General features: G+C 51.7%; 1 protein-coding gene. It reads right to left on the bottom strand.

From position 1 onward, the window contains the following. The coding region (locus AC14M5_RS16630; RefSeq protein ID WP_484030814.1) for a neuraminidase-like domain-containing protein at positions 1 to 5,060 on the bottom strand (5,060 nt) is incomplete at both ends.

Here is a 5,060-nt window from a genome sequence, read left to right as displayed (position 1 = left end):
GGCGGACGACTCCCTCGATATTCATGCAATGGCGAATCTTGAATAGTCGATCCGCGACCGTGTCCCAGTAGCGAAGCAGTTTGTCGTTCTGGGGTACACAAAAGTACAACAGTTTCGGTGGCGGCGGATTGGACGGAGATACCACGCCATTCTGATCAGGCGCAGGAAGCAGGTTTTCGATAGCGACCAGTGGATCAGAAAAGTCATCGAGACTCAGCAGTGGCTCGAGCGCGTTGTAAGTTTCTACTTGTGGCATTGCTCGCGGCTTGATGTTCTCGGGCCGTCGCCCCAAAATCTCTGCCGCGAGGATATACAACTGAGTCGCCTCGTTGATAGATTCGATGGTATCCTGGCGAAACAGCTGGTCACCCCACGCGATCAAATTGTCGATGTATTTCATGACCACCATCTTCTGGTAAGCGACCGTTCGAAGGCGGGCGATCACGTGCGGATTAAACGGGTGGTCGCGCCATTCATTTACCTGGCTCGTGAATTCAGTATCCGGAGTATCCGATGCGAGCGCCTCCAATAGTTTTTGGATTTGTTGACTCTGATAATCTTGCGCCGCTGCTTCGAAGAATGGCCGCGTCCGCCAATAGCGCTGTGGCACCGGACAACCAGAGGTGTCTGTCGGATCGAAGATGTAGTGATACCATTTTTGCGCGTCCTCGAAGCGTTGATTGTTCCTCAGGCGGTTGGCGATCAGCAGCGGCACATGGAAGAATAGTTCCCAGTTATAGACGGCGTATGAGCCAGCAAAAGCAAAGTCCACATCTTCCTGGGGATAGGCTGTCTGCACGATTTTTTCAGGGCCATAAGTGGCGGCAAAGTCAAAGGCCTGCGGTGGATTCAGGAAATTAACTGGTTGCGTCTGGATAGGTCGCTGCAGCAGCCCGTCAACGCCGTCGCGATTTAGCTCGCGGACGAAGAGACAAACGTACGGATGATAGAAGGTATCGAATTGATACGGCCGCGCGTAATGATAGGTCGGAAGAACAGGATTCTTTGGGTTCTGAGTCGGTGAAATGAGGGGCCCAACGTTGAAAGCCGTCTTATCCAACTCAACCGGAAAAGTTGGGGGCCTGACCACGATGTCACCGCCGCCAACGCTCGGGCCGACCGAACTGGCAGCGGGTGCTAATGTGGCATAGTAATAGTCGCGGATGTTGTCCAACAGGTCAGGTCTCACCCTGTCCTTGAGCGGCCAATCGCGAATGATAATCCGCCCTTCTCCGGGCACGATAAAGAAGGTCCGGTTGTCATCGGCGTAGAAGAGAGATGCGTCAGCATCAAAGCGTTGAAACTGCTGCATGCGGACGTCAAATGTCCCAGGCGTCTTGGCCAGGGTCGGATTGTTGTTTAGATTACCCGTTGCTGAATCAGACGCGGCCAAAACGAGTGGATAATCTCCCGGATTCTCCACAAAGGTCATGAACTCATCGTGAGTTCCCGGCAGCAACTTCAACGGCTCACCGAGTAACTCCGTAATTACGGGTCCACGTTGGCGGGGCAAATCATCTTTGACCTCCAGTTTGCCCTGGCAGTCGTCAAACTGAAAAATCTGTCCCGCATTGACGTAAACGTTGCGGAGGAACTTGTATACCCATCTGACAGAAATGTTGAGGTTGCCGGACTCGAATCCGACATTGAATAGAAAGTCCTTCCGCTCGGGCGCGAACTGTAAAAGCGAAGGCGCCTCGGTGCTCGGTATCTTATCCCGCCTTACGTCCATCGCCTCCTTCGATATTTTCTTGGGCGACCATTTTTTGTTTTTGTATTCACTCCACGCCAACTGGATTTTCCAATGTCTGGGCGGCTCTTCCAACGGATGGTCAACCGTAGGCATAGTGATCGGCTGTGACTCGGCCTCTTCAGTGAAGGTGGGCCAGAACAAGTACAAGCGCCGGTTCCAGATTACGGGCATCAGGTAGTCACCCTCAATATCGAGGTCCACACGTTCCCAAGCCGTCCAGTATGCTGAGTCAACTTGCTGGCGATAGTAGTAGACGTGTGGCGTACCAAAGGTGCGACCGAAGACGTGCAGGATATCCACCGCGGTCTTGCCTGTGTCATCTTTTTCTACCTGATGATACATCCCGCGGATTTCGAGACGGGCAACCGCATCCAGCTTCTCCAGGTAATTGAGGAACGCCGCCTCTGCCGTCTCGGGCGTGACGTCATTCTGCATCAACTCATTCTCCAAGTCTCTGAAGAAGGGTGACTTGTCGTCGCGCAGCTCCGGCTCAATCCAGTTCTCGGGATACAGGAAGATTTTGCGGTTAGCCTCCCACACCCGGTATTTTTTCATCCATTTGTGCCAGTCGTTCCATTCCGAATCAACTTGCGCATTGGCAGCCACCTCCGGTTCCAGGTTCATCAGGCAGCGCTGCACGAAGAGTTGAACGGAACTGATGGCTTGTTTGATGCGTGAGGTCAACATGCAGGCGTCCATTTCCACATCAATCAAATAGTGCTCGTATAAGCCATTGGTATCTTTCCAGGTCTGCCCTTTGCCCGCATCAGGATGTGCGACAAGATAGGAGACGAGAGAGGTCCGCTGCCGGTTGCGCAAAGTGTCGCGCAAGGGTCTTGCAATCGCCAGCCATTGACTGTCTTCGTACTTTGCTTTGACAACCTGTTTGATATTTCGGGCATCCTCCAGGGTGAGATCGCTCTTTGCCCAGGGGCGTACCTGTTCAGCAGATGCGCCAAGAGTGTTCAGCAGAATAAGAGCCGCTCTCAGGCGAACCAATGCCTGTTCATCTTTGAATGCATCCGGTAAAGCCAAATCAAAACCATCCGCACCCGTGAGGGACTGCAAATCATCGAGACTCCAGCCGGTCGCATTGCTTATCTCTTGTAAGAGTTTCTGTTCGGTTGTCTGTGGATCTCGCGACAAGTCAAAAATATTCGAAAGTGTGGTTTCACCGAGCGGTAATTGATCCCGTAACTGGAAGAGATCCAGCAGTCTCTCCCAGGCAGCATAGAGTTGTATAGCGTCCGGCGTCGCCTCAAGCGGGAGTGCATTCGGGTCGAGCCAGAGCGCCTCCATGACACTGCCATGAACCCACGTCACCCGCTTTGGGTTGACACTCGGACGGTGCTCAAATAGCCATGTCAATTGCTCCGAAGAAAGTTTGAATTTAGAGACAAGCATCGCGATTTTGTGCAAGCGCCTGTAGGCGTTGAACTGTGCCGGGAAGGTAGCCTCGGTTATCTCCACATTTGGTTCACTTTCGGCAAACGCTGAATCCAGGAAATCATCCATGCACTTCTTTGAGGAGTCTGTTATGGAATTCACCCATTTCGTCAACAAGGGCGCGGTTATCTTTACACCCCATGCCAGCGCCTGACTGATGCGATCCTTGACCAGGCTCTCGCTTTTGATCTTGATCAGTTCGTCATTGGCTTCAGGCGAATTGCCAAGTGTTTGATTCTCAGCGGCAATTTTTTGCAGTCCAACGCGAATTTCGTCCAACATTAAGGCAATGCCAGCTTCCGATGGCTCAATGCCGGAGGAAGCGACAAACTGGTGGCGGAATAGATAATCCAACTCGTCGAGCGTGAATTTTGAAGCGCGGATCTCTCTTACGGCTTCGATGAAGGTCAAGGTATCCATCAAGTTCTCTGACTTGACGATGCCTTTGCTATTCACAAACGATTCGATGCCGGTTATCGCTTTGACTCGCAGGAAATCCTGAATCGAAAGCAAAAGAGCGCGGGCAAGTGTAACGTTGCGATACAGGCGCGACAGATTTTCCAAATTGAGTTTCTTGTCATCGGTAACAACAGGCGCGGCGAAGTCACTCCCGTTTATTAACAGAGAAAGATCAGCAATGCTCACACCAAGCGCCGCGGATAGATGCGCTAATTGATCTATAAGCAACCCACCAGGATTCGTTATTTCAGTCCCGTCTGGTTTGAGTTCGAATGGGTCAGTATCACCGGGATTGAGTTTAATCACTGCGGGGTTTTGAAACAACTCTTGATACAGTGATTTGGGTTTGGGTGTTTCCTGATCGGGGTATGGGGCAGTATCAATTGGGGCATACCAACTCAACACTGTCACGACCGGAAGATTCAAATCAGTATGTAGTTGCTGGATAAATGCCAGTTCCTGCAAGAAATCATCATTCAGATCAGCGGGCTTGAGCGCGGTGAACGCCGTATCCAGTTCGCGCATCGTCCAGCCCAGCTTGCACCATAATCGCACGAACCGATGCGTGCGATTCAGTGCTGTCTCGTTCAGGTTGGCGATATACAACTTCCCAGTATCGCAGGTGGATGGATCAAGTGAATCGGGAGTCACTTGGATTTTTAGATTTGCATCTGGATTGATGAAGTGAAGTTTGAGCAGTTCGAGCAGGTTATCATAGCTCAAACCGGATCTTTCCAAAAAGGTTCGAACGAGGGCGACATGTTCTTTGTCGGTCCAACTTGCTGAATCATCCTTAGGGTAGCCCCAGAATTCGTACGCCTCCCGCGGCGGTTCTAGCGTTGCACCCGTGATGATTTGTCTTTCAAATATCGTAATTCCCAGATATTCGCACGCGATCTCAAGTTCAGTGGGATCTGACGGCTCGCCGCTCTTTTGGAAGGTTTTCATCAATTGGTCGCGCGGAACGCCCAAATGTCCAAGATAGACGCGGGCTTCCTCAGACCACAAGATAAATGGCAACTGCCAAGGATAGACCTGTTTCCTTAGGACTTCATAGGCACTTGCATTCTGATATTGTGGATTCGCCTCCAACTCCTGTGGTGAAGCAGTGGTCTGCCGGTCATGCGCTGGTATTGGTTCTTCAGGCGTCACGGCATTTTCAAGGACTTCGTTCACCAAGTCCACATATGGCAGTGGCGTGTACGTGTTCTCACAAGTCAGATCGATTTCACCCAGGTCCGGCCTGCGTTCGAACAGAAGATCTTTGGCAGTTTTGTCCCCCGTGATACGATTAGCCAGAAAATAAAGTATGTCTACCAGATAAGCTGCCGGGCTGTACACCGAGCGGCAATCCTCACAGGCGCACAGATCGAGAGAGCCGAACAGTGCCAGATCGGAAGAG

Source organism: Candidatus Villigracilis sp. (assembly GCF_057083605.1).
The sequence above is the reverse complement of the archived record's forward strand: the minus strand, read 5'-3'. Positions and strand labels throughout refer to the sequence as shown.